The sequence below is a fragment of the Roseomonas elaeocarpi genome, assembly GCF_042433915.1.
In the GTDB taxonomy this organism is placed as follows: Bacteria; Pseudomonadota; Alphaproteobacteria; order Acetobacterales; family Acetobacteraceae; genus Roseomonas; species Roseomonas elaeocarpi.
Map to the genome: position 1 here is coordinate 111,260 of NZ_JBHLUN010000010.1, position 26,833 is coordinate 138,092.

23 protein-coding genes are annotated in these 26,833 nt (G+C 70.9%); 12 read left to right on the forward strand and 11 right to left on the reverse strand.

The features are described from left to right. Positions 1 to 31 precede the first annotated feature (31 nt). The 3 genes from ACFFGY_RS15210 to ACFFGY_RS15220 are packed head-to-tail and all read right to left on the reverse strand — an operon-like array spanning position 32 to position 2,803. Positions 32 to 1,111: an ABC transporter ATP-binding protein gene (locus tag ACFFGY_RS15210; protein WP_377045353.1), complete on the reverse strand. Its 1,080-nt coding sequence runs from the start codon at positions 1,109 to 1,111 to the stop codon at positions 32 to 34. Then, the gene (locus ACFFGY_RS15215; RefSeq protein ID WP_377045354.1) at positions 1,108 to 1,962 is read right to left on the reverse strand and encodes a carbohydrate ABC transporter permease; all 855 of its coding nucleotides are present in this window, start codon (positions 1,960 to 1,962) and stop codon (positions 1,108 to 1,110) included. The genes ACFFGY_RS15210 and ACFFGY_RS15215 overlap by 4 nt, the downstream gene beginning before the upstream one ends. Beyond that, positions 1,955 to 2,803 carry a carbohydrate ABC transporter permease gene (locus ACFFGY_RS15220; RefSeq protein WP_377045355.1) on the reverse strand — a complete coding sequence of 283 codons (849 nt, stop codon included), beginning with the start codon at positions 2,801 to 2,803 and terminating at the stop codon, positions 1,955 to 1,957. The genes ACFFGY_RS15215 and ACFFGY_RS15220 overlap by 8 nt, the downstream gene beginning before the upstream one ends. 290 nt (positions 2,804 to 3,093) lie before the next feature. On the opposite strand from ACFFGY_RS15220, the gene ACFFGY_RS15225 reads away from it, so the two are divergent. Then, complete coding sequence (locus ACFFGY_RS15225; RefSeq protein ID WP_377045356.1) at positions 3,094 to 3,852, forward strand: TetR/AcrR family transcriptional regulator; 759 nt, start codon at positions 3,094 to 3,096, stop codon at positions 3,850 to 3,852. A 39-nt stretch (positions 3,853 to 3,891) separates the two neighbouring features. Here ACFFGY_RS15225 and ACFFGY_RS15230 read toward each other — a convergent pair whose 3' ends face one another. Then, positions 3,892 to 4,095 carry a hypothetical protein gene (locus ACFFGY_RS15230; RefSeq protein WP_377045357.1) on the reverse strand — a complete coding sequence of 68 codons (204 nt, stop codon included), beginning with the start codon at positions 4,093 to 4,095 and terminating at the stop codon, positions 3,892 to 3,894. A 2-nt stretch (positions 4,096 to 4,097) separates the two neighbouring features. After that, positions 4,098 to 4,289, reverse strand: coding sequence for a hypothetical protein (locus ACFFGY_RS15235; RefSeq protein ID WP_377045358.1), 192 nt, complete (start codon positions 4,287 to 4,289; stop codon positions 4,098 to 4,100). 167 nt (positions 4,290 to 4,456) lie between these two features. On the opposite strand from ACFFGY_RS15235, the gene ACFFGY_RS15240 reads away from it, so the two are divergent. The 3 genes from ACFFGY_RS15240 to ACFFGY_RS15250 are packed head-to-tail and all read left to right on the forward strand — an operon-like array spanning position 4,457 to position 6,776. After that, positions 4,457 to 5,089, forward strand: a complete 633-nt coding sequence (locus ACFFGY_RS15240) for a CDP-alcohol phosphatidyltransferase family protein (RefSeq protein WP_377045359.1) — start codon at positions 4,457 to 4,459, stop codon at positions 5,087 to 5,089. Further along, positions 5,086 to 6,054, forward strand: a complete 969-nt coding sequence (locus ACFFGY_RS15245; RefSeq protein WP_377045360.1) for a phosphatidate cytidylyltransferase — start codon at positions 5,086 to 5,088, stop codon at positions 6,052 to 6,054. Before ACFFGY_RS15240 ends, ACFFGY_RS15245 begins: the two co-directional genes overlap by 4 nt. A 56-nt stretch (positions 6,055 to 6,110) precedes the next feature. Continuing rightward, complete coding sequence (locus ACFFGY_RS15250) at positions 6,111 to 6,776, forward strand: lysophospholipid acyltransferase family protein (RefSeq protein WP_377045361.1); 666 nt, start codon at positions 6,111 to 6,113, stop codon at positions 6,774 to 6,776. A gap of 60 nt (positions 6,777 to 6,836) precedes the next feature. Here the strand turns inward: ACFFGY_RS15250 and ACFFGY_RS15255 are convergent, their stop codons facing one another. Beyond that, positions 6,837 to 7,361, reverse strand: coding sequence for a hypothetical protein (locus tag ACFFGY_RS15255; protein WP_377045362.1), 525 nt, complete (start codon positions 7,359 to 7,361; stop codon positions 6,837 to 6,839). Between the two features lie 184 nt (positions 7,362 to 7,545). Further along, the gene (locus ACFFGY_RS15260) at positions 7,546 to 7,872 is read right to left on the reverse strand and encodes a hypothetical protein (RefSeq protein ID WP_377045363.1); all 327 of its coding nucleotides are present in this window, start codon (positions 7,870 to 7,872) and stop codon (positions 7,546 to 7,548) included. Positions 7,873 to 8,144: 272 nt separating this feature from the next. On the opposite strand from ACFFGY_RS15260, the gene ACFFGY_RS15265 reads away from it, so the two are divergent. The 4 genes from ACFFGY_RS15265 (at position 8,145) to ACFFGY_RS15280 (ending at position 13,532) form a co-directional block, all read left to right on the forward strand. Continuing rightward, positions 8,145 to 9,236 carry a Rieske 2Fe-2S domain-containing protein gene (locus tag ACFFGY_RS15265; RefSeq protein WP_377045364.1) on the forward strand — a complete coding sequence of 364 codons (1,092 nt, stop codon included), beginning with the start codon at positions 8,145 to 8,147 and terminating at the stop codon, positions 9,234 to 9,236. A gap of 274 nt (positions 9,237 to 9,510) precedes the next feature. Beyond that, positions 9,511 to 10,173, forward strand: coding sequence for a tyrosine-protein phosphatase (locus ACFFGY_RS15270; RefSeq protein ID WP_377045558.1), 663 nt, complete (start codon positions 9,511 to 9,513; stop codon positions 10,171 to 10,173). Between the two features lie 87 nt (positions 10,174 to 10,260). Further along, positions 10,261 to 11,463 carry a 5-aminolevulinate synthase gene (hemA, locus tag ACFFGY_RS15275; RefSeq protein ID WP_377045365.1) on the forward strand — a complete coding sequence of 401 codons (1,203 nt, stop codon included), beginning with the start codon at positions 10,261 to 10,263 and terminating at the stop codon, positions 11,461 to 11,463. A 431-nt stretch (positions 11,464 to 11,894) separates the two neighbouring features. After that, the gene (locus ACFFGY_RS15280; protein WP_377045366.1) at positions 11,895 to 13,532 is read left to right on the forward strand and encodes an NAD(P)/FAD-dependent oxidoreductase; all 1,638 of its coding nucleotides are present in this window, start codon (positions 11,895 to 11,897) and stop codon (positions 13,530 to 13,532) included. 49 nt (positions 13,533 to 13,581) lie between these two features. On the opposite strand, the gene ACFFGY_RS15285 is transcribed toward ACFFGY_RS15280, so the two are convergent. From ACFFGY_RS15285 to ACFFGY_RS15295, 3 genes are all read right to left on the reverse strand, one after another. Then, a complete protein-coding gene (locus tag ACFFGY_RS15285; protein ID WP_377045367.1) occupies positions 13,582 to 15,168 on the reverse strand; it encodes an ABC transporter substrate-binding protein in 1,587 nt (528 codons plus the stop codon). 283 nt (positions 15,169 to 15,451) lie between these two features. Further along, on the reverse strand, positions 15,452 to 16,279 hold the full coding sequence (locus ACFFGY_RS15290) for an ABC transporter substrate-binding protein (protein WP_377045368.1): 828 nt from the start codon (positions 16,277 to 16,279) through the stop codon (positions 15,452 to 15,454). 205 nt (positions 16,280 to 16,484) lie between these two features. Beyond that, positions 16,485 to 17,468, reverse strand: a complete 984-nt coding sequence (locus ACFFGY_RS15295; protein WP_377045369.1) for a TerC family protein — start codon at positions 17,466 to 17,468, stop codon at positions 16,485 to 16,487. A 306-nt stretch (positions 17,469 to 17,774) separates the two neighbouring features. Between ACFFGY_RS15295 and ACFFGY_RS15300 the strand changes: the two genes are divergently transcribed. Together ACFFGY_RS15300 and ACFFGY_RS15305 are read left to right on the forward strand one after the other, a co-directional pair. Beyond that, positions 17,775 to 19,982 carry a VTT domain-containing protein gene (locus ACFFGY_RS15300; RefSeq protein WP_377045370.1) on the forward strand — a complete coding sequence of 736 codons (2,208 nt, stop codon included), beginning with the start codon at positions 17,775 to 17,777 and terminating at the stop codon, positions 19,980 to 19,982. Positions 19,983 to 20,010: 28 nt separating this feature from the next. Beyond that, positions 20,011 to 20,826, forward strand: coding sequence for an endonuclease/exonuclease/phosphatase family protein (locus tag ACFFGY_RS15305; protein ID WP_377045371.1), 816 nt, complete (start codon positions 20,011 to 20,013; stop codon positions 20,824 to 20,826). Positions 20,827 to 20,959: 133 nt separating this feature from the next. On the opposite strand, the gene ACFFGY_RS15310 is transcribed toward ACFFGY_RS15305, so the two are convergent. Next, positions 20,960 to 23,593 (reverse strand): cation:proton antiporter, encoded by a 2,634-nt coding sequence (locus ACFFGY_RS15310; protein WP_377045372.1) that lies wholly within the window; start codon positions 23,591 to 23,593, stop codon positions 20,960 to 20,962. Positions 23,594 to 24,291: 698 nt separating this feature from the next. On the opposite strand from ACFFGY_RS15310, the gene ACFFGY_RS15315 reads away from it, so the two are divergent. Together ACFFGY_RS15315 and ACFFGY_RS15320 are read left to right on the forward strand one after the other, a co-directional pair. Further along, positions 24,292 to 25,164, forward strand: coding sequence for an endonuclease/exonuclease/phosphatase family protein (locus tag ACFFGY_RS15315; RefSeq protein ID WP_377045373.1), 873 nt, complete (start codon positions 24,292 to 24,294; stop codon positions 25,162 to 25,164). Further along, the gene (locus tag ACFFGY_RS15320) at positions 25,161 to 26,735 is read left to right on the forward strand and encodes a phospholipase D family protein (protein ID WP_377045374.1); all 1,575 of its coding nucleotides are present in this window, start codon (positions 25,161 to 25,163) and stop codon (positions 26,733 to 26,735) included. The genes ACFFGY_RS15315 and ACFFGY_RS15320 overlap by 4 nt, the downstream gene beginning before the upstream one ends. The last annotated feature ends 98 nt before the right edge of the window (positions 26,736 to 26,833 follow it).

Below are 26,833 nucleotides of genomic sequence, written 5' to 3' on the forward strand. Positions count from 1 at the left end.
GGCCGGTTCGCGAGAACCGGCCGTTTTCCGTTCAGGCGTGCTGCGCGAAGGCCTTTCCGTCGGGCAGGAAGACGTGGCAGCGCGCCGGGTCGCAGTTCAGCGGCACCATCTCGCCGGGATGGAGGTGACGCTGGCCGTCGAGTTGCAGCGTGATCGGCTGCCCGTCGGGAAGCGTGCCGTAGACGAAGGAGGAGCTGCCCAGCTGCTCCACCAGCTGCACCTTTGCCTCGCCCAGCGAGATGCCGCCGCCGCCGACCTCGATATGCTCCGGCCGGACGCCGAGGTTGACCTCGCCCGCCTCGGCCGCCGCGAGGTGCGGCAGGACCACGCGCGTGCCGCCCACCGTCAGGCCGGCGCGCCCGCCATCGCCATGGGCGCTGGCGCGCAGGAAGTTCATCTTCGGGCTGCCGATGAAGCCCGCCACGAACTGGTTGGCCGGGTTGTTGTAGAGATCGAGTGGCGAGCCGATCTGCTCCACCTTGCCGGCGCGCAGCACCACGATCTTGTCGGCCATGGTCATGGCCTCCACCTGGTCGTGGGTGACGTAGATCATGGTGCAGCCCAGCTGCGCGTGCAGCTTGGCGATCTCGACGCGCATCTGCACGCGCAGCTCGGCGTCGAGGTTCGACAGCGGCTCATCGAACAGGAAGATCTGCGGTTCCCGCACGATGGCCCGGCCGATGGCGACGCGCTGACGCTGACCGCCGGACAGCTGCTTGGGCTTGCGCTGCAGCAGGTGGTCGAGCTGCAGGATCGCCGCGGCCTTGCGGACGCGCGTCTCGATCTCCGCCTTGGGCATGCGCGCGGTTTCCAGCGCGAAGGCCATGTTCTTGTACACGCTCATGTGCGGGTAGAGCGCGTAGGACTGGAATACCATGGCGATGCCGCGCTCGGCGGGCGGCACGTCGTTCATCACGGTGCCGCCGATGCGCAGGTTGCCGTCGGTGACGGTCTCGAGCCCCGCGATCATGCGCAGCAGCGTGGACTTGCCGCAGCCCGAGGGACCCACGAACACCACGAACTCGCCGGGTGCGACGTCGAGGTTGACGTCCTGGATCACCGAGATGTCGCCGAAGCGCTTAAAGACGTGTTCGAGCGAAAGGCTGCTCATCGCTTCATCCCCGTGGTCGCGATGCCTTCAATCAGCATCCGTTGGAAAAACAGGAAGAACAGGAACACCGGAACCAAGCCCAGCACCGACATGGCGAACAGCGCCGACCAGTCGGACTCTCCGCCTGAGTCCACGAAGGCGCGCAGGCCGATCTGGACCGTGTAGGAGGCCATGTCGTTCAGGTAGATCAGCGGACCGAAGAAGTCGTCCCAGGTCCAGATGAAGGAGAAGATCGCGGCCGTGGCCAGCACCGGGGTGCTCAGCGGCAGCATGATCTTCCAGTACAGGCGCCAGGGGCCGCAGCCGTCCATCATCGCGGCCTCGTCCAGTTCCCGCGGGATGCCGCGAAAGAACTGCACCATCAGGAAGATGAAGAAGGCGTCGGTGGCCAGGAACTTCGGCACCACCAGCGGCAGGACCGTGTCCACCCAGTCGAGGTTCAGGAACAGCAGGTACTGCGGGATCAGCGTGACGTGGTAGGGCATCATCAGCGTGCCAAGCATCAGCGCGAACCAGAAGTTCCGCCCGCGGAAGCGCAGCCGGGCAAAGGCGTAGGCGGCCAGCGAGCAGCTCATCACGTTGCCGATCACCGACAGCACGGCGATCACGGCGGAGTTCCAGAAGAAGGTGCCGAAGCTGACCCGCAGGGCGTTCCAGCCGCGCGTGTAGGCGCCGAGCTCGATATGCGACGGGATCAGCGACAGGTTGCTGAAGATCTCGCTCTGCGGCTTGAAGGAGGAGGAGATCATCCACAGCAGCGGGTAGAGCATCACGATCGCCGCGATGATCAGGACCGTGTGGCGGGTGATGGAGCTCGCCACGCTGCGCTCTCGCGTGATGGATTCACTCATCGTAATGCACCCAGTAGCGTGCGCTGAGGAAGGAGACCGCCGTGAAGGCGGCGATGATCACCACCAGCACCCAGGCCAGCGCCGAGGCGTAGCCCATGCGGAAGTTGCTGAAGGCTTCCTGGTACAGGTAGAGCGTGTAGAACAGCGTGCTGTTCAGCGGTCCGCCCGTGCCGTCGCTGATGATGAAGGCCGGCGTGAAGGCCTTGAAGGCGTCGATCACCTGCACCACGCCGTTGAAGAACACCACAGGGGTGAGCAGCGGCAGGGTGATGCGCCAGAACTGCCGCGACTTCGACGCGCCATCGAGGCTGGCGGCCTCGTAGAGGTCCTGTGGGATCTGCCGCAGCCCTGCCAGGAAGATGATCATCGGGCTGCCGAACTGCCAGACGCTCAGCACCACCAGCGTGTAGATCGAGGTATCGGGATTGGCGATCCAGGCCGGACCTTCGATGCCCACCACCGCCAGCACGCGGTTGAGCAGCCCGTCGCCGGCGAACAGCTCACGCCACATCACCGCGATGGCGACGCTCGCGCCCAGCAGCGACGGCAGGTAGAACATCGCGCGGTACAGCGGCAGGCCGCGCGTGCCCTTGTTGAGCAGCAGCGCCACGCCCAGCGCGAAGGCCAGCTTCAGCGGCACCGCCATGGCGACGTAGCTGAAGGTGACGCGCAGCGATTCCGCGAACTTCGGGTCCGCCGTCGCGATGCGCACGTAGTTCGCCATGCCGATCCAGCGCGGATCGGTCATCAGGTCGAAGCGGGTGAAGCTGAGATACAGCGATCCTATGGCCGGACCGAGGGTCAGCCCGAAGAAGCCCAGCAGCCAGGGAAGCAGGAACATGTATCCCGCTGCGTTCTGCCCGAACAGGCTACGTCGGCGTGTCCTGGGACGGGCCGGCGTCCACGCGGCGCCGCTACTGGTTGTGACCGACATGCGCGGGCACCCACCGATCTTGAAACATGTTTCTTCCCTTCAACTCGCCCAACACGGCTTGCCGGTCGGGGCGGGTCGCATCACGGTCGCCGGGTGGTCTGTCGCCACCTCAAGTAACCAGTCTTTTAATACGCTAGGGAGCCGCTAGGATGGCTGTCAAGCGCCGTGATATTGCAGCGTCGCGGAGGATCGAGATCGTGACCGACGCCCATGCCCCTGGACCCGCGCCCGGTGAGGAGCCGGCAGCCGTGCCCCGCGTGGTGCGGCATCGCGATCCGGAGCGCACCAGCGCCGCGATCCTGGTGGCGGCACGTCGGGAGTTCACCGAGAAGGGCTTCAGCGGCGCGCGCATCGAGGCGATCGCCGCCCGCACGAGCGTCAACAAGCGGATGCTCTACCACTACTTCGGCAACAAGGAGGGGCTCTACCTTGCGGTGCTGGAAAGCACCTACGCCGATATCCGCGCGGCCGAGGAGGAACTGAAGCTGAGCGAGCGCGACCCGGTGGGCGCGATGCGGGAACTGGCGCTGTTCACCTGGCGCTACTTCATCGCGCACCCGGAGTTCCTCAGCCTGCTGAGCACCGAGAACCTCCACCGCGCGCGCTTCCTGCGCCGGTCCTCGCGCATCCGGGCGATGCACTCGCCGCTGATGACGCGGCTGTCGGAAACCCTGCGGCGCGGCACCGAGGCCGGCTGCTTCCGCGCCGATGCCGACCCGGTGCGGGTCTACGTCAGCATCGCCTCGCTGGGGGCCTTCTACCTCAGTAACCGCTACACCTTGTCCACGATCTTCGGCCGCGACCTGCTGGCGAAGGACCAGCTGCAGGAATGGGGAGAGCACATCGTGGAGGTCGTGCTGTCCTACCTGTCCGCCGCGACGGTGGCGGCCCCGTCCGCGGAAAAGCCCATCGCCCGGGCCGCGCGGGTCCCGCGCAGGGTACCCGCCTCGGCCTGAGCGGGGATGGGGCGGGCGCGAGCGCCCTTCCCCGCGCCGCTACTTCCGCTTGGGATCGGCGCTGTGATGCCGGTCGGCCTCGCCGCCGCCGCCGGACACCTGGCTGCGCGAGGTGTTGGTTGCCTCGCCGGCATGCGGCCCATCCCCGTGCCGGTTGGCATGGCCGTGGTTGCCGCCCTGGTGGCTGCTGCCCGGGCCGCCGCCCGAACGGTCGGCCTCTTCGATCTTCTTGCTGGTGCTCATGCTCAGCGGTCCTGCTGGTAGCCCTGGTGGGTGGTGTTCTGCTTGGTGTTGCCCTGCTGGCCCTGCTGCGTGGTGTCGCGCTGCGTCGGGTTTGCCTTGGCTTCCTGGGGCGAGACCCCACCCTGCCCCGCGTTGGCGCCGCCGTGCGGGTTCTGGTTGGCCGGGGGGACCGGCGGAAGATGCGCGTTGGCCATGGCGTCCTCGTGTTCTGGTTGCGGGAAGGGTTAACGCCGGGGCGGCGGGGGTGTTGCCTCCGCAATCCGTCCCGGCCCCGCGTGTTCTTCGCCGCACCGAGCACCGGGTCTCGTTTCCGGGGCCGCCATGGCGCCGTTGCGCTTCCTCAACTACGCTCCGCCCCGACATGAGCGACTCCCCCGACCGCCGCCCCATCGCCGCCCGTGGCCTGCGCCCCGTGGTGGACACGGCGGACTGGCTGATCCGCCGCCGGGCCTCGCCCGACGCGATCTCGATCCTGGGCATGGTGTCGGCGGCGCTCGCGGGCCTGGCGCTGGCCCTGACGCGCGAGATGCCCGAGGCAGCTCGCCCGCTCTGGCTGCTCGGCGCCCTGCTGGTCCAGGGGCGGCTGATGGCCAACCTCCTGGATGGCATGGTGGCGATCGGCCGCGGCGTGGCCTCGCCCACGGGGGAGCTGTTCAACGAGGTTCCCGACCGGGTGTCCGACACCGCGGTGCTGTTCGGCCTGGGCTGGGCGGCGGGCTCGCCGGCGCTGGGGCTGGCGGCGGCGCTGGCGGCGATGGCCACCGCCTATATCCGCGCCGTCGGGCGCGGCGTGGGCACGCGGAGCGACTTTTCCGGCCCCATGGCCAAGCAGCAGCGCATGGCGCTGGTGACCGCCCTGGCCGTGGCCTGCGCCGTGCTGCCCGCCGCCTGGACCGCCGGCTGGCCCGCCGCGGCGCTGTGGATCATCACGCTGCTGTCGCTGGTGACCGCCGCGCGCCGGCTGGGACATGTGGCCAAGGCGCTGCGCGCGTGACGGAAGCCTTCGCCCACCCCGTCACGCGGGGCATCGTGGTCGCGGCGCTGCTGGTGCTCGTGCTGGCCTCAGCCGCCATCGCCGCGCTGTCGGCCACCGGGCGCATCTCGCCCGCGCTGCGGCGCGAACTGTGGCTGCGCACCGGCTCCTGGGCGGTGCTGCTGCCGCTGATGCTGGGGCCGGTGCTGATCGGCCGCGTCGCCACCATCCTGGCGGTCACCGTGCTGGGCCTGCTCTGCCTGCGCGAGTACGACCGCGCCACCGGATTGTTCCGTGAGGTCACCACCGCCGCCACCGTGGCGCTGGGCATCCTGGCGGTGAACGCCGCGGCGCTGGACGGTTGGTACGCGCTGTTCATGGCGCTGATCCCGCTGGTGGTGGGTCTCCTGGCGGTGGTCACCATCCCGCTCGACCGGCCCGAGGGCTACATCCAGCGCACGGGTCTCGCGGTCTTCGCCTTCATGCTGTTTGGCGTGGCGCTGTCGCACCTGGGCTACATGGCGAACGACCCGAACTACCGGCCCCTGGTGCTGATGCTGCTTACCACCGTGGCGATCAACGACGTCTTCGCCTTCACCTGCGGCAAGCTGATCGGCGGTCGCAAGCTGCTGCCGGCCACCAGCCCCAACAAGACGGTCTCCGGCGCGCTGGGGGCGTTGGTCTGCACCTCGGTGCTGGTGGCGCTGATCGCCTGGCCGATCTTTCGCGGCACGGCGCTGGGGCACTGGCACCTGCTGCTGGGCCTGGGCGCCATCGTCAGCCTCGGAGGACAGTTCGGCGACCTGATGCTGTCGAGCATCAAGCGCGACCTCGGCATCAAGGACATGGGCGCGGTGATCCCGGGGCACGGGGGCCTGCTCGACCGCTTCAACTCGCTGCTGCTGGTGGCACCGGCGAGCTTCCACTACGTCAACTACTTCGCGGGCCTCAGCCTCGGCCAGCCAACCCCGGCACTTCCCGGGTGAGGAACTGGCAGTTCCGCCCCGCCCGCGACCACGGGATGCGACCCGCTGAGCGGGTGATGAGCCAGGGGCGGGAACCCGGCCTGACCAGCCTCGCGGTGGCCGGCAGTTGGCGGGGGATCGTGCGCCTTTACCTGCGTGCCGCCCACCGCCTGCGCGTCGAGGGGCTGGAGAACCTTCCCGCCGCGCCCTTCGTGATCGTGGCCAACCACTCGAGCCACCTCGACGCGCTGACGATCGCGGCCGCCCTGCCGCGCGCCCTGGGCCGCCGCGCCTTCGCACTGGCGGCGGGCGACACCTTCTTCACCTCGCTCCCCCTGGCGACCTTTGCCGCCTTCGCGATCAACGCCCTGCCGGTCTGGCGCAAGCGCACCACGGCGCGCGACATCGAGGCCCTGCGCGCCCGGCTGCACGAGGACGGCGCGGTGCTGATCCTGTTTCCCGAGGGCACGCGCTCCCGCACCGGTGCCATGGGACGCTTCCAGCCGGGCGTGGGCGCGCTGATCGCCGGGCAGCCGGTGCCGGTGGTGCCCTGCTTCCTCGACGGCGCCTTCGAGGCCTGGCCGGCGTCGCGCCGCCTGCCGCGCCCCGGGCCGCTGCACCTGCGGATCGGCACGCCGCTGCACTTCGACGCGGTGGCGCCGGGGCGGGCCGGGCTGGCGGAGGTGGCGGGGTGCTGCGAGGCGGCGGTGCGGGAGTTGGGCGGGGTGCAGGCGGAGGGCTGAGAGCGCGCGGATGCGGTATCGCGGAAACGAGCCCCTTATCTCCGGCGAGCTGTACCGTCGTCAGCTGCGCTTCACGCCGACCAGGTAGCGATTGTTTTCTTCCCACACTTCGATGCTGAGCCGGATTTCACGACCGCTGCGCAGCGTGGCCACGGCGGTGCACCAGCGTCGAACCTTCGTTGCACGAAGCTGGCCCGGTGTCGCCAGCTGAACAATTTCCTCGGAGGTTCCGGAGCCGACGGTGCTGTTGAAGGCCGTGACAACGGCTGCTCTCACCGGCGCCGCGTCGCAGCGGGGAAAATGCGGGCTGATGGCATCAAGGTAGTTCCAGCCGTCGACCAGAAGCATCACCAGAACCGCGGCCACGGTCACGCCACCGGCCCACTCCAGCAACCTGTCCTGCTTCTCCCTGTCGGGCGGGTGCTTCCTTGAGAAAAGCAGCATCAGCAGGAGCGGCGGCAGCACCGCAACGCCGATGGCCATGGCCAGTGCCGGGCGGCCGCGTGCCCTGGCTGCCAGGAACCCGGCGCAGAACCAAAGTGCCAACAGCGTCGCCACGACAAAGGGGCTGAGCGTGGAAACCATGGTTTTCACCCAGCCCCCGACATCCGGAGCTGACTTTGACCCGTAAGCCTGCTCTTGAGCAGGGTGCCGAAGTGCCGATCAGACGATGGGTCGGCCATCCGGGCCGTTACGAAGGAGCCGAGCAGCTCCTTTAGGCTGTGCATCCCCACGGCCGGCGGATCCCTCAGCAGGACGCTGGCCAGCACTAGGCCTCGTCGGAAAACGAGACCTCGGACCCGCGCGCCAGTGCCGACACCACCTTCATGCGATACCCGGCCGGCGTCGTGCAGTAGGCCCGCATCGTCCGGGCGCCGTCCGCCTGGTTGTTGTCGTTGAAGCCGAAGACCATCTCGCCGCCTTCCGCCCAGCCGCGGGCGACGGCGGCTTCGAGCTCGGCCAGGATCGGCTCGTCCGGCACGGGACCCGCCGAGGTGCTGTGCGTGAACCAGAGCTCCCGCCACTCCCCCAGCGGCGGGAGCCAGTCGAGCACGCGCCTGGACGCGGCGGGAAGATCAACGGGGAAGTCGGCCATCGCGCCGAAGCCTATCCCGTGGCGCGGCTGACGGCGAGTTACCGAAGCGCCCGTCGGCCGGGTGGCCGGCGCCGCGCAACAGGACGCCGCCACCTCCGGCCTCCGGTGGATCGCACGCCTCGGCCGCGGCGCGCCGGGCCGTCGGTTGCTTTCCGGCAACCCGGAGCAATCGGGCCTCACGCCCGCCGCCCGATCCGTGCCAGTCTGCCTGCCGGTCTGACGGCGAAGTGCGGAAATACCCCGCGCCCCGCAGCCGCGGGGGTTAAGGGTACATGGATCAACTCGTATCGGCCTCCAGGAACGTGCAGACCGGGCGTGACCCGGAACGGGACCTGCGCCGCGTCGGCGTGAACCGCGACCACTGGTACCCGCTGGCCTGGTCCACCGAGCTGAAGCCCGGCAAGTCGTTGGCCGTAAAGTTCGCGGGCGATCCGATCGTGCTGGTGCGGCCCAAGGAAGGGCCCGTCTTCGCGCTGGAGGACCGCTGCGCCCACCGCCAGGTGCCGCTGAGCAAGGGGTTGGTGGAGGGCTGCGCCATCCGCTGCGGTTATCACGGCTGGGCCTATAATCAGGCTGGCCAGTGCACGGACGTGCCCTACCTCGGCAAGGGCAAGCTGCCCAATGGCGTTCGCGCCTATCCCTGCCGCGAGTTGGAAGGGCTGATCCTGGTGTTTCCCGGCGATCCCGCCCTGGCGGAGGTCGTGCCGCTGCCGGCACTCGGCTCCGTCGCCAACGCAGCCTACAAGACGCGGCGCTTCGGGCGCGAGGTCGGCTGCCACTACAGCTTCATGCACGAGAACCTGATGGACATGAACCATCAGTTCCTGCACCGCAAGCAGATGGGCAACATGGTTCCGCGCTACATGGGCGGCGCCAAGGGCGAGGATTTCGTCGAGGCGCGCTACACCTTCTCGCGCGCCAGCGGCAAGCAGCCCTGGGGCGAGGCCGCGATCTTCGGCGAGCGCCGTTCCGCCGGAACCAACGCACCCACCGCGCACAAGGACCTGATGACGATCCGGACGGAATACCCGTACCAGACGCTGCGGATCGCGACCGGGGATGAGGCTCCGGTCATGGACCTCTGGATCTCCTACGTGCCCGTCGATGCGGAGCAGCGGCGCAACCGCACCTTCGGCCTGCTCTCGATCAAGCGCCCGAAGATCCCCGGGCTGCTGGAAGCGGGCTGGCCGATCCTGATCGTCTTCACCGAGCGCATCTTCAAGGAAGACCGCGAGATCGTGGAGCTGGAGCAGGCGGCGCATGACGCGCAAGGGACGGACTGGAACCAGGAGGTGTTCCCGGTCATCCGCAACCTGCGAACGCTGCTGCGGGAATGCGGGGGCGCGTCGCTGGAAGCGGCGTGACGCGGGGTCGGGCGGGAGAAGCCCGGCCGGCAAAACTGCGGGCTGAGAACCCTCCGCCAGAGACAGCCCAGCCCAGCCCAGCCCAGCCCAGCCCAGAAAGGCGGGCTGGAAGAGTCGGGCGCGGAAGGTCCCGGCCTGGCAGCATCCGGTATGGAACCTCATCGTCCCGGGCACCTGCCCTGCTGAACGGGATGCCGGGGCCGGACACCCGCGGCGCCCTGCCCGCTTGCCCCGCAGCACCCGCCCGGCCATATCCGCCGCCGTGCCTGACACCGTGCTTTCCCGCGACACCACCAGCCCCGCCGGGCGCCGCGCCACCTGGGCCGACAGCCTCCTGCGCGACCACGCCGTGCTGCGCACCGGTTGGCGCAACTGGGGCGTGGTGGCGCCGGGGCGGCTGTACCGCTCCAACCATCCCCAGCCCTGGCAGCTGCGGCAGGCCGCCGCGCGCTTCGGGCTACGGAGCGTGGTGAACCTGCGCGGGCACCGGGCGAGCTGCGGCTCCGACGCCCTGTCGCGCGAGGCGGCGGCGGCGCTCGGCCTGCACCACTACGACGCGCCCTTCGAGAGCCGCGGCGCGCCGCACAAGGACCGCATCCTGCGGCTGGCGGAGCTCTTCACCCATATCGAGGAGCCGGTGCTGATCCACTGCAAGTCCGGCGCCGACCGCACCGGCCTCGCCGCCGGGCTGTGGCTGCTGCTCGAGGGGCGCCCGGTGGCCGAGGCGCAAGCGCAGCTCTCGCTGCGCTGGGGGCACGTGGCCGCCAGCAAGACCGGCATCCTCGACGCCTTCTTCCGCCTCTACGCCGCCGAGGGGCGCGGCAAGCCCTTCCTCGACTGGGTGCGCGAGGATTACGACGAGGCGGCCCTGCGGCGGAGCTTCACCTCCCGTCCCTGGGCCGACCGACTGGTGGACGGCATCCTCCGGCGGGAGTAAGCCGCCCGCCCACCGGGCTGCCCGCCCGGCCTCTTTCCTGGCCGGACTGTTCCGACCGATCCTCCTCCGGATGGCACAGGAGCCGCGATGCACCCGTTCCAGGCTTACTGCCAAGACGCCCTTGCCCGCATGAAGGCCGAGGGCCGCTACCGCACCTTCGCCGAGCTGGTGAAGTCGCGCCGCGGCTTCCCGCGCTACACCACGCCCGAGGGGCGCGAGGTCGTGGTGTGGTCGTCCAACGACTATCTCGGCCTCGGCGGCTCCGACATCCTGGCCCGCGCGGCGCAGGAGGCCATCGAGGAGCACGGCGTCGGCTCCGGCGGCACGCGCAACATTTCCGGCAACACGCCCTTTCACACCGCGCTGGAGCGGGAGCTGGCGGCGCTGCATCAGAAGCCGGCGGCGCTGGTCTTCACCTCCGGCTACGTCGCCAACCAGGCCGCGCTGGGCACGATCCTGGCCAGCATGGACGGCAACTGGCAGGTCTTCTCCGACGAGAAGAACCACAACAGCATGATCGTGGGCATGAAGGGCGCCCGCAAGGCGATCTGGCGCCACAACGACGCCGCCCACCTCGACGCGCTGCTCTCCGCCGCCGACCCGGCGGTGAGCAAGCTGGTGGCCTTCGAATCCGTGTATTCCATGGACGGCGACATCGCGCCGATCGCCGAGATCATCGCGGTGGCAAAGCGCCACGGGGCGCTGACCTACCTCGACGAGGTCCACGCCGTCGGCATGTACGGCCCGCACGGCGCCGGGGTGGCGGAGCGTGACGGCGTTCTCGACGGCATCGACATCGTGCAGGGCACGCTGGGCAAGGCCTTCGGCTGCCACGGCGGCTACGTCGCCGGCGACGCCGCGGTGATCGACTGGCTGCGCTCGGCGGCGGCGGGCTTCATCTTCACCACCTCCATGCCGCCCGCCATCGCGGCGGCCGCGCTGGCCTCCGTCCGCCACGTCCGCGGGGCGCACGACCTGCGCGCCCGCCACGCGGAACGCGCGGCCCGCCTGAAATCCGCCTTCCGCGAGGCCGGCGTCGCCATCCTGCCCTCCACCAGCCACATCGTGCCCGTGCCGGTGGGCGAGGCCGCGCTGTGCCGCGAGGTCAGCCGCCGCCTCTTCGACGCGCACGGGATCTACGCCACGCCGATCAACTACCCCACCGTGCCGCGCGGCACCGAACGCCTGCGCTTCACGCCGACGCCGCTGCACGGGGATGCCGAGATGGACCAGGCCGTGGCCGCCGTGGCGCAGGTGCTGCGGGATGTGCGGGGGGTTGCTGCGGCCTGAGGGCGTTGTGCCGTGGCCAGGGAGGGGGAGAAGGTGTTCTCCCCCTCCCCGGACCCCTCCGCCCTCATCTTCTTCCGGGACGCTGCCGCGGGAACGTGGCTGACGCCGTGCGCTCCGGCTCATCGAGCCGGAGCGAGGGACGCCGCAGCCTGCGCTGAACAGCAGTCTTGTTCATTTCAGCAGCACCGGCGGCGCCGTATCGCGACCGGCCTCCACCCACCGCGCGGCAGCACTCCCAGAAAAAAGATGAGAGGGGGTCCGGGGGAGAGAATTCTTTCTCTCCCTCGGCTCCACGCCCGCCGCCACGCAGCCCAGAGCCCCTCCCCGCGCGGGCCGGAACCACCGGAAAAGGCTGCAAACCGTTCCCGGACGGCCTATCTAGCCCACCAATCCCATCCTCGTGATTTTCCGCCGGACCCTGCCCGCCCGCCATGCTGCGCCTGACCGAGCTGCGACTGCCGATCGACCACCCGCCCGAGGCGCTGCGCCCCGCCATCTTGCGGCGGCTGCGGCTGCGTGAGGGGGAGCTGGTGGACTTCACCATTGCGCGGCGCGGCTATGACGCGCGCAAGAAGAACCTGATCCAGTTCGTCTACACCCTGGACCTGGAGCTGCGGGACGAGGCCTCGGTACGCGGACGCAACCCGGGCGACCGCAACCTCGGAACCGCACCCGACACCGGCTACCGCCACGTCGCCCGCGCGCCGGAGGGGTTCCGCAACCGCCCCGTGGTGATCGGTGCGGGGCCGTGCGGGCTGACGGCCGGGCTGATCCTGGCGCAGATGGGCTTTCGCCCGATCATCCTGGAGCGCGGCAAGGTGGTGCGGGAGCGCACCAAGGACACCTGGGCGCTGTGGCGCCGCTCCGTGCTGACGCCCGAGAGCAACGTGCAGTTTGGCGAGGGCGGGGCCGGTACCTTCTCGGACGGCAAGCTGTGGAGCGGCATCAAGGACCCGCAGCACCTCGGCCGCAAGGTGATGGAGGAGTTCGTCAAGGCCGGCGCGCCGGAGGAAATCCTCTACGTGTCGAAGCCGCATATCGGCACCTTCCGCCTCGTTTCCATGGTGGAGCACATGCGCCGCACGGTGGAGAAACTGGGCGGCGAGTACCGCTTTGGCGCGCGGGTCGAGGGGCTGGACGTCGAGACCGGCGCCGACGGCACGCGGCGGATGCGTGGGCTGCACCTGGCCGAGGGCGAGTACCTCGCGGCCGATCACGTCGTGCTGGCGATCGGCCACAGCGCCCGCGACACCTTCGCGGCGCTGGAGCGCGATGGCGTCTTCCTGGAGGCCAAGCCCTTCTCGATCGGCGTCCGGATCGAGCATCCGCAATCGTTGATCGATCGCGCCCGGCTGGGGCCGCATGCCGGCAACCCGTTGCTCGGCGCGGCGGACTACAAGCTGGTGCACCACGCCACCAACGGTCGGGCGGTGTATTCCTTCTGCATGTGCCCCGGCGGCACGGTGGTCGCCGCGGCCTCGGAACCCGGGCGGCTGGTGACCAACGGGATGAGCCAGTATTCCCGCGCCGAGCGGAACGCCAATGCGGGCATCGTGGTCAGCATCTCGCCCGAGGATTACCCCGGCGGCCCGCTGGCCGGCATCGAATTCCAGCGCCACTGGGAAGAGCGCGCCTTCGTGGCCGGCGGCGGAACCTACGCCGCGCCGGCGCAGCGCGTGGGCGACTTCCTGGCGGGACGGGCAAGCACGGAACTCGGCCAGGTGGTGCCCAGCTATAAGCCCGGCGTGACGCCCACCGACCTCGCCACCTGCCTGCCGGACTTCGCCGTGGCCGCGATCCGTGAGGCGCTGCCGCAATTCGACCGGCAGATCCGTGGCTTCGCCATGGCGGACGCGGTGATGACGGGGGTGGAGACGCGGACCTCCTCGCCGCTGCGGATCACGCGCGGGGATGATTTTCAGAGCCTGAACACGGTGGGGCTGTTCCCGGCCGGGGAAGGTGCGGGCTACGCGGGGGGGATTCTGTCGGCCGGGGTGGATGGGATCCGGGTGGCGGAGGCGGTGGGGATCGCGATGCTGGGGGCGCAGCAGCTGCAACCCGCCAGCTAGCGGGCAGCCGAGGTCCCGCCCTCCATAGGGTGCGTCCGGGTCGTCGGACTTACCCGTCCTTCCCCACCCCCCAGAACACCGGCACCGTGGTCGCCCGCACGCCCTGGACGTTGCTCCGGAAGGCCGCGCGGCTGCGGAACTGCCCGGCCGGGATATAGGGCACCACCTCGTAGGCGCGACGCTGGATCGCCTCGATCAGCCCCTGGCGCTTGGCCGCGTCGCCTTCTTCCCACCAGGCGCGGCGCAGCTCCTCGAGCTTGGTGTCGCAGGGCCAGCCCGTCAGCCCGCCCTCGCAGGGAGTGGCGAGGTACAGGCTCACCAGCGGGTCGCCGCCGTCCAAGACATTGCCCACGGTGACGAACAGGTTCCAGCCCCCCTGCTCCACCGGCTCACGCTTGTTGCGCCGGGCGGTGACGGTGGCGAAGTCGGTGGCCACCGTGTCCATGTTCAGCCCGATCTTCCCGAAGGCCTCCGTCAGCACCGTGGTCGCGGCGTGGTTCACGGCCAGGTCGGTGCTGTCCAGGAACACCACCTTGCGCCCGTCATAGCCGCTCTCGCGCAGCAGCTGCCGCGCGCGGTCGAAGTCGGGCTTCTCCAGCCCTTCCGCCCCCGCATTCGTCGCCAGCGGCGTGCCGCAATAGAAGAAGGCCGCGCAGTAATCCACGCGGTCGGCCGCGGGCACGCCGGCGGCATCGAGGATCGCGCGCTGGTCCACTGCGTGCAGCAGCGCCTGCCTGGCGCGCGGGTCGTTGAAGGGCGGCTGCGTGTGGTTCATCCGCACCCAGACCTGCGAGCCGATCGGGTCGATCGGCGCCAGTTTGATGTTGCTGTCGGCCTCCAGCAGCGGGATCAGGTCGGGCGGCGGCAGTTCCCAGAAGTCGATCTCCCCGGCCTGAAGTGCCGCCGCCGCCGTGGCGGGGTCGGGCATCGACAGCCACTCGATCCGGTCCACCCCCGCGACCTTGCCGCCGGCGAGGCCGTCCGGCGCCTCGTCGCGCGGGTGGTAGTTCGGGTTGCGCCGGTACACCGCGCGGTCACCCGGGCGCCACTTGTCGGCCTCGAAGATAAAGGGGCCGGAGCCGGTGGCGTCGGTGATCTGCGTGGTGGCGGGGGTCTGCGCGATGCGCTCGGGCATCACGAACAGGGCGCTGGCGGTGGGGCGGGCCAGCGCCTGCTCCACCAGCGCGAAGGGGCGCTTGAGGGTCAGCGTGAAGGTCTTCTCATCCACCACCTCCAGCTTGTCGGTGGCGGCGGCCAGCGCCCGGCCCACCACGTCGCGCTGCGCCCAGCGGCGGATCGAGGCCACCGCGTCGGCCGCCCGCACCGGCTGCCCGTCCGAGAAGAGGAGGCCGTCGCGCAAGGTGAAGCGGTGGGTCTTCCCGTCCGGCGAGACCTCGTGCGTCGACACCATCTCCGGCCGTGGCTGCCCCTTGCTGTCGAGGGCGTAGAGCTGGTCGTAGACCAGGAAGCCATGGTTGCGCGCGAAGGTCGCGGTGGAGGCCACCGGGTCGATATTCGCGAGGTCGTTGCGCAGCACCATCCGCAGGGTGCTCTCGGCCTGTGCCATCACGGGCGTGGCAATGGCGAAGCAGGCGGCGGCGACGCCGGCCAGGATGGCCCTGCGCGTGCTGGACATGGACGTTGAACTCCCGAACAGGTCTCGTCCGGAAGCCTTGAGAAATTGCTGCCGGTTCTTGCACGCAAGAATGTGCCACGCAGCCTGGTCGGAACAAGCCGTTCTGCGCATAGCTGCCAGAACGACGCAATTTTATTACTCAGAATGCTCATCCGCCCCATCACACGCCCACACCGTGGCTGCTGCGCCAGGTGAGCGGCGGCGCGGCAGGCGCCGACCTGTCGCCGTGGCGGGCGGTGCCGACGAAACCCGTGCCCGCCGCCCGTCGCGACCGCCGCGGCGCTCAGGCCGGCGGCGCGACCTCCGCGTCGCCCTGGCCGCTGTCGCGCAGCGCCCGGGCCACGAAGCCGGAGGCCTTGGCCTCCTCGACGAAGTTTCGCACCCAGTGCGCCGCGACGTCGCGGCCCAGTGGCAGCGCCACCGCCTGCTCGATCACCATGAAGCGTCCGGGGATCAGCCGTAGTCCCGGATGGCTGTTCACGTAGGCGGCGACCGGCTGCCGGACGCCCGCCACCACCTCCAGCGCGCCGGAGCCGAAGCCTTGCAGCGCCTCGGCCGAGGTGCCGACGCGCAGGATCTCCGCCTGCCGCAGCGTCCGCGTCAGGAACAGGTCATAGGCACTGCCGCGGCCCACCGACACGCGCACGCCGGCGCGGTCCACCTCGTCCACGCTCCGCAGCGGCGAGTCCTCGGCCACGGCGTAGACGCCCTCGATCACCACGTAGGGTGGCGAGAAGGTGATGCCCTCCGCCCGCACCGGGTCGATCGCGAGAAAGGCGATGTCCCATTCCCCGCGCCGCCCCGCATCGGTCACCGCCCCGGCGCCGTTGAAGGTGGTGATGCGCAGCGGCAGGCCGAGGCGGCGCCCGACCTCGCGCGCCAGTGCCACCGACACGCCCCGCGGCTCGCCGCCCACGGGGTCGCGCTGCGCCAGGACGGGGTTGCCGAGGTTGATCGCGACCCGCAGCGTGCCGCCGGGCGCCAGCGACGCCGCGACTTCGCCGCCCGCAACCTCGTTGCCGGGGGCGTCCTGCCCGCCCCCAGTGTCCGGCGCGGCCACGGGGCCCAACCCCACGTGATAGGTCAGCAGCCCGGCCGGTGTCTGCATCATCGCTCCTCCTCCAGGGCCGCTTCCCGAGCCCGATGGCGGGAGCCTCGCACGGGATGCGGGCCGCGTCGCCGGCTTCGGCGGAGGGTGCCGCCTTTCCCACGCGGGACGTCGCGCGGCAAAACAGAAAGCGGCCCTCCCGCCCGGGAAGGCCGCGTCCTACGCTGCAAGGGCCGGGGCGGAAGGGTCCGCCGCGGCCGGAGGGGCGTCAGGCGCCCCCGACCGCCTTGCCTTCGCCGCGGGTCTTCCACAGCGACAGCGCGACCGAGCCCGCGATGATCACCGCGGTGACCGCCAGCGCCGCCTCGACCGGCACCGCCTTGCCGCCGGCGTACCAGTTGGCCAGCATCTTGGCGCCCACGATCATCAGCACGATCGACAGCCCGTGCTTGAGGTAGCGGAAGCGGTGGATCACCCCGGCCAGCGCGAAGTACATCGCGCGCAGGCCCAGGATCGCGAAGACGTTGGCGGTGTAGACGATGAACGGGTCGGTCGAGACCGCGAAGATCGCCGGGATGCTGTCGAGCGCGAAGAGCAGGTCGGTCAGTTCCACCGCCACCAGCACCAGGGCCAGCGGCGTCAACAGGAAGCGCCCCGCCTCACGCACCGCGAAGCGGTTGCCGCGATAGCCCTCGGTCACCGGCAGGCGCCGGCGCATCCAGCGCATCACCGCGCCCTCGTCGCCCGAAGCGCCGTCGTCCGCCTCGTGCGAGGAGCGCAGCATCTTCCAGCCCGACCAGATCAGGAACAGCGCGAAGACCACCATCACCCAGTCGAACTCGCGCACCAGCGCCGTGCCCACCAGGATCATCAACGCGCGCATCACCAGCGCGCCCAGGATGCCCCAGAACAGCACGCGATGCTGCGAGGCGGCCGGCACGCCGAACTTCGCGAAGAGCAGCACGAAGACGAAGATGTTATCGACCGAGAGCGACCATTCGATCAGGTAGCCGGTGAGGAACTCGAAGCTCTTGGTCGCTCGCTCTTCCGGCGTTGCGCCGTAGGTCATGCGCAGCCAGGCGAAGAAGCCCAGCGCCAGCAGCAGGTAGACGCCGGACTTGAGCAGCGCCGTGCGCACCGGCACGGCCTCGGGCTCGCCGCCCTTCTTTCGGGAAAACACCCCGAGGTCGAAAAGCAGGACCAGCAGCACGGCCGCGTTGAACACGACCCAGAACCAGATGGATGCCTCCAAGGCTCCCTCCCGTGAAAAGGGAGCCTGGACGGGACCGGTCACGCCGGTCGCGTCGCGCCCGGGCCCCCGTTGCGCGTCACGATCCGACATCGCGGCCGGCGGGCCTGAACCCGCGCGGAGCCGCCAGAGGGGCCCGAATCACGGATGGAACTATGCGGCCCCCGCCCCGGTTTCAAGAGTTTTCCGTACACCGCCCGCCGATCCTCCGCCCGCGGCGGGGCGCCTCGCGAGGGGTTGCAGAGCTTTTTCACCCTTCCGACCCTATGGTGCTTCAACTCACGCGAGTTTTTCGGGGCGGTTCAGGTTTTGGGTGAAGTTCTTCCGACGCGGCGCGCGCGCGCCTTCCTGCCGGGCCGCTCGATCCGGCGTCAGGCACCCGCCCCTGTCACGGCGCGACGCGAAGGCAGCCTGCTGGTGCCGGGCGCCAATTGCTGGCGCCGGGTCGAGGCACGGCGCGCCACGTTGCTGCCGGACGCCGCGGTCTATTACGACGCCCTGCGCCGCACCCTGCGCGAGGCCCGGCGTACGATCGAGATCGTGGGCTGGGACATCGACAGCCGCTGCCCGCTGGTGGGACCGACCGGCACCGTGGACGACGGGCTGCCGGCCACGCTGGGCGCCTTCCTGAGCGCGCTGGTGGAACGCCGGCCGGAACTGCGCATCCGGCTGCTGCTGTGGGACTACTCGGTGCTCTACGCGCTGGAGCGGGAGGTCCTGCCCAGCCTGGCGCTGCGCTGGAACACGCCCGACCAGATCGAGCTCTGCCTCGACGACACCGTGCCCTTCGGTGCCTCGCACCACCAGAAGATCGTGGTGGTGGACGGGGCGGTGGCCTTTGCCGGCGGGCTGGACCTGACGATCCGCCGCTGGGACACCGCCGAGCACGACCCCGACAACCCCTTGCGCGTCGATCCCAAGGGCGAGCCCTACCCGCCCTTCCACGACTGCCAGATGATGGTGGATGGCGAGGCCGCCTCGGCCCTGTCCGAGCTGGTGCGGGCACGCTGGCAGCAGGGCGCCTGCGAGGCGCTGCCCCCGCCCCCGCCCGCCGAGCACGACCCCTGGCCCGCCGGGATCGCGGCGGATTTCCACGACGTCCGCTTAGGGATCGCCCGCACCGCCCCGACCTTCGAGGGCCGGCGCGGGGTGCGCGAGATCCGCGACCTTTACCTCGACACCATCGCCACGGCGGAGCGCTGGATCTACGCCGAGAACCAGTTCCTCACCTGCGGCACGATCGCCCGCGCGCTGATCCGCCGGCTGAAGGAACGGCCGGATCTCCAGGTGCTGCTGGTGGCGCCGCGGACGCATCACACCTGGCTCGAACACCGCACCATGCTGGCCGGGCGCATCCGCTTCATGCGCGCCATCCGCCGGGCACGGGTGGATGGGCGGGTGCGGCTGCTCTTCCCCCACGTGGTCGGGCGCAAGACCGAGCACGAGGTGATGGTCCACGCCAAGGTCATGGTGATCGACGACCGTCTCCTGCGCGTGGGCTCCTCCAACATCTGCAACCGCTCCATGGGCACCGACACCGAGTGCGACCTCCTGCTGGAGCCGGCCGACGACGTGGGCCGCGCCGCGGTCCGCCGCACCCTGTGCCGCCTGCTGGGCGAGCACCTGGGGCAGGCCCCGGAGGCGGTGGATGCCGTGCTGGCGGACACCGGTACGCTCTTCGCGACGCTGGACGCGCTGAACCAGGGCAGCCATACGCTGCGGCCGATCCAGGATGGCGAGCTCAAGCGCAGCGAGCGCGTGCCGGTGCTGGAAATGGCAGCCGATCCGCGCCGCCCGATCGGGGCGGAGGAGTTCTTCGCCGACTTCAGCAGCGGCAGCCCCAACCCGAAGCCCTGGCCGCTGTTGCTGAAGGCGGCGCTGATCCTGGTGCCGCTGGCGCTGATCGCGGTGCTGTGGCGCTACACGCCGCTGGCCGGGATGCTCAGCCCCGGCAACATCCAGGCGGTGATCCACGGCGGCGGCAGCTTCGGCCCGGTGGCGGCGGTGGGGCTGTTCCTGCTGCTGGGCTTCCTGGCCTTCCCGGTGAACGTCTTGATCGTGGCCACCGCCGCGGCCTTCGGCACCTGGCCGGGCCTGGCTTACGCCATCGGCGGGGCGCTGCTGAGTGCGGCCGCCATGTACGGCATGGGGCTGAAGCTCGGCCCCGAGCTGCTGCGCCGCTTCCTGGGGCCGCGCATCAACCGCATCAGCCAGAGCGTCGCGCGAAACGGCATCCTGGCGGTGACGGTGGTGCGGCTGATGCCGATCGCCCCCTTCTCGCTGGTGAACCTCGTGGCGGGGGCGATGCGCATCCGCTTCCTCGACTACATGGTGGGAACCTTTCTGGGCCTCCTGCCCGGCGTGGTGCTGATGTCGGCGGTGGGCGACCGGATGGGGCAGATCCTGGCGCACCCGACGGTGGGCAACGTGGTGATCCTGGTGGCGGCGCTGGCCGCCTGGGCCGGCGTCACCTGGGGATTGCAGAAGCTGGTGCAGCGCCTGCGGCATGAGGGCTGATCCCCTGCCCGACGGAATGCCTGACGGAATGCCCGATGGGCTGGAGGCGCCGGAGCCGTCCCGCCGCCGCCGCTTCTGGCGGCGCGAGCCCCGCCTGCGCCACGCGGGCGCGCCGCACGCCCCGCCCGCGGCGGAGGGGGCGCACGCCCCCTTGCGGGTGATGAGCTGGAACATCCATGCCGGCATCTGCCCGGCGGGGCGCTACGACCTCAACCGCGTCATCGCCCTGGCGCGGCGCCACGCACCCGACATCCTGGCCCTGCAGGAGGTCGAAGGTCGCGGCCGCGCCGCCGAGGCGCCCTTCCGCCAGCTCTGCGAGGCGCTCGGCGGTCATTCCGTCGAGGCGCCGACGCTCGGCACCGCCGGACCCGACGGCGCCTACGGCCACATGCTGATCAGCCGCTGGCCGATCACCGACGCCGCGGTGCACGACATCTCCTGCCCGGGGCGGGAGCCGCGCGCGGCCATCGCCGCCACGGTGCAGGCGCCCGGCGGCCCCTTGCGGGTGATCGCCGCGCATTTCGGCCTGCGCGGCGGGGAACGGCGCTTCCAGGCCACGAAGCTCGCGGCGCTGGCCAAGGCCACCGACCTGCCGGTGCTGGCGATGGGCGACTTCAACGAGTGGAGCTGGCGCGGCGCGGTGGACGGCGCCCTGCTGAGCGTCATGCCGGGCCGCACGCGGCAGCGGACCTTTCCGGTGGCCCGGCCGCTCTTCTCGCTGGACCGGATCTATGCCCGCCCGCGCGGGCTGCTGCGCCGGTCCTGGACCGACGCCGCGGCCCGCGAAGCCTCGGACCACCTGCCGGTGCTGGCCGAGATCGTGCTGCCGCCGCCCGCGGCCTGACGGGATACGGACCGGGGCGCAGGTCAGGACGCCAAGACCAGGACACCAAGACCGGGGGCACCAGGGTCGGGGCACCAGAGTTGGGGCGCGAAAGCCGGGACGCGGGGCCGGCGCCCCGCTCCCCGGCGGCCCGCTAGCGTGCCACCCGCGCCACGGTGTCGCCGGTAGCGCCGTGCACCGCCTCGTCCATCGGGTGCAGCATCCCGCCATGGTCGTCCGTCAGCCGCAGCAACGGCGCCTCGGCGGCGTGCGGCAACTCCCGCGGCGCCTCGGCTGCCGGTAGCTCGGCGGCCGGGAAGCGCTCAGCGGCAAGGCGCTGGAGCCGCACCACCATTTGCGGCGCATCGAGGATCAGCCGGCGGAAGTCGGCGGCCGACAGTTCCAGCAGGTGGCAGAAGCTCGTGGCCCGGGCGCGGGCCCGGCGGCGGCCTCCCTCGATCAGCTCCGCCTCGCCGAAGAAGTCGCCCGGGCCGAGATGGACGCTGCGGCCGCCTTCGGTGAACTCCACGTCGCCCGAGCTGATCAGGAAGATCGAGCGCGCCCGCTGGCCAGGGCGGTAGATCCGCTCGCCCGGCACGGTGAAGCGGATCGTCAGGCTGATGGCCAGGTCGTGCAGCACGGCCTCCTGCAGCCCCTCGAAAGCCGGGAACTCCTTGACGCGACGGTCCAGCCCGGACTGGAGGTTGAACTTTAGCGGCTTGCTGATCTGCCGCCGCCACTCCTCCAGAGAACGCCGCAATTCCTCGTAGAGCTCGTCGCCGATCAGGGATTCGCTCTGGAGGCTGGCGTACTCGTCGGCTTCCTGCCGCAGCCCCCACTGGCGCAGCATCCGGCTTTCCAGCGCCTCGGCATAGCCCGGGTACTGCATCCGCAGCGTGTCCATGGCATCCGACAGCAGGTCCTCGCGCCGCGCCACGATGTCGCCCACCACTTCGGTCACGCGGCGGCCCAGCACCGGCTCCATCCGGCGGTGCATGAAACGCGACATCGCCATCGAGATCAGGTGCGTCAGCAGCAGCGTTTCGAAACGCTCCGCCATGCAATTCATCAGCGGCGCGTCGATGCGGAAGGTGCGGTGCAGCCATTGCGACAGGGTGAAGCGCAGCGTCGGCCGCAGGCGGCGACGCGCGGCCTGGATATAGCCCAGCCGCCCTTCCGCGCGGGCGCCGTCGATCATGCTCTCAGCGGTCCAGAGCAGGCTTTCCATGATCCGCCGGGACAGGCCCTGGTCCTTGAAGATGTCGAGCAGGATGGAGCGTTCCTGCGAAGCGTAGGTGATCAGCCCCAGCGTCACACGCTCCCGGTCGCTGATGGCGGTGTCGAAGGTATTGGCCGCGGTCTCCGCCTTCACCCGGTGCTCGTACATGTCCAGCACGTGCGCGGTGGACTGCGGCGAGAAGCCGAACTCGGCCGCGGTGCCGCGCAGCTGGTCGCGGACCTGGCCCAGCGCGATCGCCACCACCTGGTTGCGCAGCGCCTGGTCGGCAGGCGAGAGCTGGTCCAGCTTGAGCAGCCGCACCACGAAGCGCAGCGTGGTGCCGTTGATCAGCAGCGTGAACAGCGCGTAGCCGGTGGCCAGGATGGTGACGAAGCGCTGCACGCCGTAGGGCACGCCGTAGTGTTCCGTGACCGAGAGCGCCAGCGCCAGGGTGATGGCGCCGCGCAAGCCCCCCCAAAGCATCGTCGCCTTGAAGCGCAGCGGGATGCGCTGCGACAGCCCGGCCATGCGCAGGACCGGCAGCACGCCGAACAGCACCAGCGCCCGCGCCGCAGTTGCGGCCACCACCACCACGCCGATCAGCACCAGGTCCCAGCGCGTCATCCCCAGCAGCAGCTTGGGCACCAGCATCGAGGCCATCACGAAGACCAGCGAGGAGCCCCAGAAGCTCAGCTGCGCCCAGACGTCGTTCAGGTAGGCCCAGGAATGCGGGCGATAGGTGGAAGGGCCGATCGCGCTCACCGTCAGGCCGGCGGCGGCAGCGGCCACCACGCCCGAGGCGCCAAGGAACTCGTCACAGACGATATAGGCCAGGTAGGGCAGCGCCAGCGTCAGCGTCACCTCCGCCGCGCGGTTGCCGCCCAGCACCGGCACCACCCAGAGCATGACGCGCGCGAAGACGAAGCCCACCAGCAGCCCGCCGGCAAACGAGGTCACCAGGGTCACCGAGGCATCCAGCCAGCCCGTGGTGTGGTGGCCCGAGATCTGCGCCAGCAGGATCGTGAAGATCGAGATCGCCGCCGCGTCGTTGAGCAGGCTCTCTCCCTCCACCAGCCGGGTCAGGCGGCTGTCGGCGCCGATATCGCGGAAGATCCCCACCACGGCGGAAGGGTCGGTGGTGGCCACGATGGCACCCAGCAGCAGGCAGGCCGTCAGCGACACGCCGGCGATGGGCGCCAGCGCGAAGCCGATCGCGGCGGTGGTCACCAGCACCGCCACCACCGCCATCACCAGCACCGGCGCCGCGTCGCGCGCCAGCCGCCGGACGTCGATGCTCAGCGCCCCGTGGAACACCAGCAGCGGCAGGAAGATGAACAGGAACACCTCGGCATTCACCGGGAAGTTGCTGAGCGTTCCCGCCACGTCGTCGATCGCCTTGCCGACGGGCCGCTCCATCAGGAAGGCGGCACCGCCGCCGATCACGATCCCGACCACGGCCAGGAGAACGGTGTCCGACAGCATCAGCCGGTTGGCCAGCGGCTGCACTGCGCTGACAACAACCAGCAGGGCGGCGATGGCGAGGAGGATGTGAGGCAGGTCTGTGAACATCAGGTCCGTTGCTCGGGCGACTCCGCGAGGCGGCGGGCGCGATGGGTCGGTCGTGGGGTTTCTAGCGGATCGAACCGGGCGGAGGGGTTCGAAGTGTGGCGGAATGCGGCGCTCGCGCGGCGGCGCGTGCTGGCGGCCCCGCCGGCCTGCCCCTTTCAGGCCCGGCGGCACCCCCTTGGGAACACAGCGAACGAGGGGGCACAACGTTGCCTGCGCCGGAAATGGGGCTGTCCGACGGGTGGCGGCAGGCGCGCGAAGGGTCGTCGCGCAGCCCGGCCGCCGCCATCTCCGCGCGGGTATCGCGCCGCGGGGGTCGCTTCGGCCGGCCGGGGCGAAGGAATGGGTGGCCAGGCCGGGTTCCGGCGATGTCCCTGCGCCGCCTTCTTGTATCCACCGCGCAGCGGTCCCGCCCCCCTGCCGGCGCGGCTGGGGCGCGGCGGTCCGGCGCTGGCCGCGGCTCGCCCGGTGGCGCCATTCCACGGGTTGCGACGGCGCGGCGGGGGGCACATCTTCGCGGTCAACCTTTCTTCGGTGAGACGTTCTCACTCCGCGTCACCGATGATCCCTGAGGACATGAGCATCCCCCTCCGCCCTCTCGCCCCCGTTGTTGCCGACCCCAGCCCCGGCGCCGGTCCTGTCACGCGCCCCGCGACACCTCCCGTGACCTCGCCGGGCCAACGCCGGGCCCGCTGACGACGATGACGCAGAAGCCTCTCCGGACCACGCGCCCGGCCGCCCCCCACGTGAAGGCCGCGCGCCACATCCTGCAGCGCCTGCGCGGCGGCCCGGCCGTGCCCGTGGCCGCGCCGCACCCCCAGCCGGGGGATCACGGCGGGCAGGCCCTGCGGGTCGGCTCCTACAACGTGCACAAGTGCGTGGGCCGCGACGGGCGCTTCGACCCGCAGCGCGTGGCGGCCGTGATCGGCGAGATGAAGGCCGATCTCGTGGCGGTGCAGGAAGCGGACCGCCGCTTCGGCCGGCGCTACGGGCTGCTCGACGCCGAAACCCTCCATCGCGAGGCCGGGCTGCAGTTGCTGCGGGTTTCGGAACTGCCCGACGGCCACGGCTGGCACGGCAACGCCATCCTCCTGCGTGAGGGCACGCCGGTGCGCCTGCGCCGCCTCGCCTTGCCCGGCGCCGAGCCGCGCGGCGCGGTGATCGCCGAGCTCGACCTGCCGGTCGGGCGGCTGCGGGTGGTGGCGGCGCATTTCGGCCTGCTGCGGAACTGCCGGATGCGGCAGGGCAGCGCCATCCTGCGCGCCATCGCCGAGGGCGAGAGCATGCCCACGCTGATGATGGGCGACCTGAACGAGTGGCGCCCCGGCCGGCGCTCCGCCCTGCGCTCGCTGGAGCCCTTCTTCGGTCCGATGGCGGAAGCGCCGGCGAGCTTTCCCGCCCGCATGCCCGTGCTGGCGCTGGACCGCATCCTGGGCTGGCCGAACGGGCTGGTGCAGGGGGTGCGGGCGCATGACACCCCGCTGGCACGCCTCGCTTCGGACCACCTGCCCCTCACCGCCCGGGTGGTGCTGCCGGCCGTGGCGGCCGAGCGCCCGCTGGTGAGCGCGGCATGAACACCGCGGCCTCCACGCGCGGCCTGCGCCGCCCCGATCGCCGGCAACCCCGCGGCGCGGGCACCGATGCGCAGGGCTTCGACGACCGGCGTGCCGACCCCGGCGATGCCGAGGCGCTGGCTGGACAGGGGCCGCCGCCGACGCTGGACCAGACGCTGGATCACGCGCTGGCGCGGATCGGCTCCGACACCGGGGCCGCGCTGATCGCCGACGGGCTGGAAGCCTTCGCCGTGCGCGCCGCCAGCGCCCGCAAGGCGACCCGCACGCTCGACCTGCAATACTACGCCTGGCACGACGGCATCACCGGGCGCCTGCTGGCGGCGGAGCTGCTGGCCGCCGCCGACCGGGGCGTGCGGGTGCGGCTGCTGCTGGATGACAGCACGGTGCTCGACGAGCATTCGGCCCTGCCGCTGCTCTGCTCGCTGGGGGCGCATCCCTGCATCGAGGTCCGGCTGTTCAACGCCCACCGCTGGCGCTTCCTGGGGCGGCTGGGCTTCATGCTGGAGATGGTGGCCAGCCGCGGGCAGCTGAACCACCGGATGCACAACAAGTCCTGGATCGCCGACAACCGGCTCGCGATCCTGGGCGGGCGCAACATCGGCGACGAGTATTTCGACGCCTCGGGCGACTTCAACTTCCGCGACCTCGACGTGGCGGTGGCAGGCGTCGCGGCCGCGCAGGCGGTGCGGCAGTTCGAGCGCTACTGGAACCACCGGCTGTCGCTGCGGGGGGTGGGCTGCGCGGGCTACGGCACCGCGGAGGAGCTCGAGACGCTGCGGCCGCAGCTGAGCAGCGTGGCGGACTCCGAGGAAGCGCGTCCCTACATCGAGCGGCTGGAAAACAGCCGGATCCAGGACGTGCTGGACGGCGAGTCCGGCCTCCTGCCCACCCAGGACATCGAGGTGGACGTCGCCGCCGACCCGCCCGACAAGGCTTCCGGCGAGGAGGTGCGCGGCAAGCTGGTGAACGCGGTGGGCGCCGCGCTGCTGGGCGCGCGGCACGAGGCGCTGCTGATCTCGCCCTACTTCGTGCCGGGCGAGGCCGGGACCCGGGTGCTGATCGACCTGCTGCGGCGCGGCGTGCGGATCACCGTGGTCACCAACTCGCTGGCCGCGACCGACGTGGTGGCGGTGCATGGGGGCTACGCCCGCTATCGCCGCCGGCTGCTCAAGGCCGGGATCGACCTGTACGAGCTCCGCCGCTCCGGCGACGAGAACGCGGGCGTGCTGGGCTCCAAGGGTGCGAGCCTGCACACCAAGGCCTTCTCGCTCGACCGGCAGCGGATCTTCGTGGGTTCCTTCAACCTCGACCCGCGCTCGGCCAACCTCAACACGGAGATGGGCGCCTTTATCCACCACGCCGGCCTGGCGGAGCGGTTGCAGGAGGAGTTCCACCGCCTCGCCTCGCCGGCGCGGTCCTACCACGTGCGCCTGCGCCACGGCATCATGAGCTGGACCGACCTGCGTCCCGACGGGCGGCCGCGCCTGCGCCACAAGGAGCCCGACGCCAGCTTCGGCCGCCGGCTGCTGGCGCAGCTGGTGCGCTGGCTGCCGGTGGAAAGCCAGCTTTAGCCCCATCGGCAACCGCCCGGGCGGATGAAGCGGCGGGGCGCCGGGGCGGCCCCGACGTCACGGCCCGAAGCTTATGGTCCGAAGCTTATGGCCCAGAG